This is a genomic window from Pseudoroseomonas cervicalis ATCC 49957, assembly GCF_000164635.1.
Lineage (GTDB): Bacteria > Pseudomonadota > Alphaproteobacteria > Acetobacterales > Acetobacteraceae > Pseudoroseomonas > Pseudoroseomonas cervicalis.
This window is the reverse complement of record NZ_GG770779.1, coordinates 432,715-435,124: the sequence shown is the minus strand read 5'-3', so window position 1 is coordinate 435,124 and position 2,410 is coordinate 432,715. Positions and strand designations below refer to the sequence as shown.

General features: G+C 69.8%; 2 protein-coding genes. Both read right to left on the bottom strand.

The window, feature by feature from the left end:
• Positions 1-225 (bottom strand): cytochrome b/b6 domain-containing protein (locus tag HMPREF0731_RS13175; protein ID WP_007004645.1); only part of this gene is annotated, 225 nt, incomplete at its 3' end.
• 65 nt (positions 226-290) lie between these two features.
• On the bottom strand, positions 291-2,410 hold a 2,120-nt coding region (locus HMPREF0731_RS13170; protein WP_007004644.1), incomplete at its 5' end, for a TonB-dependent siderophore receptor.

The following is a 2,410-nucleotide window of genomic DNA, read 5'->3' as shown; positions in this document are numbered from 1 at the left end:
CCGCCGGCGCTGGCCCAGCGCCCAGGCGGCGCGCAGCAGCAGCAGCAGGAACAGCAGCGTGCCGATGCCGGCATGGCTGCCCACCATGACGGCGGTGAGCGGCGAGCGGCCGACCGTCAGCCGCACCGCCATGCCGGCGAATTGCCACAGGAACAGCAGGGCCATGCCCCAGTGCAGCACGCGGCTGACCAGGCCATAGCGCTGCGGGGTGTCGCGCCAGGGCATGCGGGATCGACCTCTCCAGGAGGGGCGGCGCGGCGCCGGGTGGCCGCCGCGTCGCCGCGGCCCGCTCAGAAGCTCGCCGTCAGGCTGGCGAAATAGGCGCGGCCGGGCTCGTTGTAGGTGTTGGCGCCGGCGCCGCTCGACACCGCCTCGCGGAACAGCTGCTTGTCGAACAGGTTGAGGATGCCCGCGGTGAAGCGGGTGTTGGGCGTGATCTCATAGGTCGCGCTGAGGTCGACGACGGAGTAGGGCTTGCGCTCCAGCAGCTCGTTGCCGCTGTTGGCGAAGCCGGTGATGCTGACGGTCCGCGCCTCCTGCCGGCCGTAATGCGTGACGCCGAGGCGGAAGGACAGATCCTCGCGCGCCTGCCAGTCGAGCGTGCTGTTGATGGTGTATTCGGGGATCAGCGAGAGCGGCTGGCCGGTGGTCTTGTCCTCGCTCTGGATCATGTAGGTGAAGTTGGTGTTCCAGGCGAGCGTCTCGCGCAGCGGGATCAGGACGTTGCCCTCGATGCCCTGCACCACGGCCTCCGGCGTGTTCTCCCAGCGCAGGATGCGCCCGCGCGAGGCGGTCAGCCCGACCGGCACCAGGCCGGCCACGATCTTGTCGCGGTAGTCGTTGTGGAAATAGGTGAGGCTGCCGCTGAAGCCGTCGCGGTTGTAGGAGAAGCCGATCTCCTTGTTGACGCTGGTCTCGGCGCGCAGATCGGCATTGCCCTGCACGTAGCAGCCGGCGCCGAGCGAGGCGTAGCCGTTCGGGCAGCCATTGCCCCGGGTGTAGTAAACGTAGTTCGGGTTCGACTGGTAGAGGTTCGGCGCCTTGAAGGCGCGGGCGATGCCGCCCTTGATCGAGAAGCCGTCGAACAGCTCGTAGGACGCGTTGAGCGAGGGGCTCCAGTTCGAGCCGAACTGGCTGTGGTGGTCGAAGCGCACGCCCGGCGTCAGCACCAGGCGGGAGGTGGCGTAGATGTTGTCCTCGACATAGGCCGAATAGGTCTCGGCGCTGGCGCTGCCGGGCCGGGTGCCGCTGCTGAGGCCCGGCAGGACGCCGCCATTGGCCAGCGACTGCGTCATCGAATAGGGGTCGTCAAGATTCTCCTTGAACACCTCGAACCCGAGCGTCAGCCGCTGCGGCGCCAGGACCTCCAGCGGGATGTTGATCTCGCCGCTGCCGGTGTAGTTGTTCAGGAAGGCGCTGGAATAGCCGTTGGCGGTGCTGATGCTGCCCTCCGGCCCGCCGGCCAGCCCCTCGTTCAGCCGCTTGTTGACGGTGCCCTCATACTGGAACAGCAGGCGGGTGTCGGCCCAGCCCCACTCGCCGCGATGCAGCAGCGAGGCGGTGCTGCGGGTCATGATGTTGGTCTCGGCCCCCTCGCTGGCCAGCTGGTTCAGCAGCGCGGTGCCGGTGGTGCTGACCGCGCGGTCGCCGGCATAGATGTTGCCCTGCCGGCTGTAGCCCAGCTCCAGCTCGACCCGCTGCCGCGCGTCGATGTCCCAGCGCAGCAGGCCGTTGAGGTCGCGGTTCTCGACACCCTCGCGCCCGGCGGGCGGCGTGTTGCCGGGCAGGGTGTTGGCGGCGGCGCGGTTCAGCTCCAGGCTGTCGGCGTCGGTGCGGTTGAAATTGCCATAGGCGCGGAAGCTGAGCCCGGGCAGCGTCGTCGGGCCGGAGAGGTTGACGGTGACGCGCCGGCCATCGCCCTCGTTGCGGTCCTCCGGTTGCAGCGCGTAGAGCGTCACCGAGCCGTGGTATTCGTCGGTCGGCGGCCGGGTGATGATGTTGACCACGCCGCCCGCCGCGCCCGAGCCGTAGCGCGCCGCCGCCGGGCCGCGGATCACCTCGATGCGCTCGATCGCCTCGGCCGGCACCCAGTTGGAATCGCCGCGCGTGTTGCGCTCGCCGCTGCGGCCCATGCGCACCGCGTCGCGCGAGCGCACCGGCTTGCCGTCGATCAGGATCAGCGTGTTCTCCGGCCCCATGCCGCGCAGGTCGATCTGCCGGTTGTTGCCATACTGGCCGGAGGAGGAATTGCCGGTCAGGTTGACGCCCGGCATGGTGCGCACGATCGCGGCGATGTCGTTGACCGGCGGGCGGCGCTGCAGGTCCTCCCGCGTGATCAGCGAGACGCCGGGCGCCTGGCGCAGCTCCTGCTCGGCGGTGGCGACCACGCTCAGCTCGGGCAGCGCGGCGA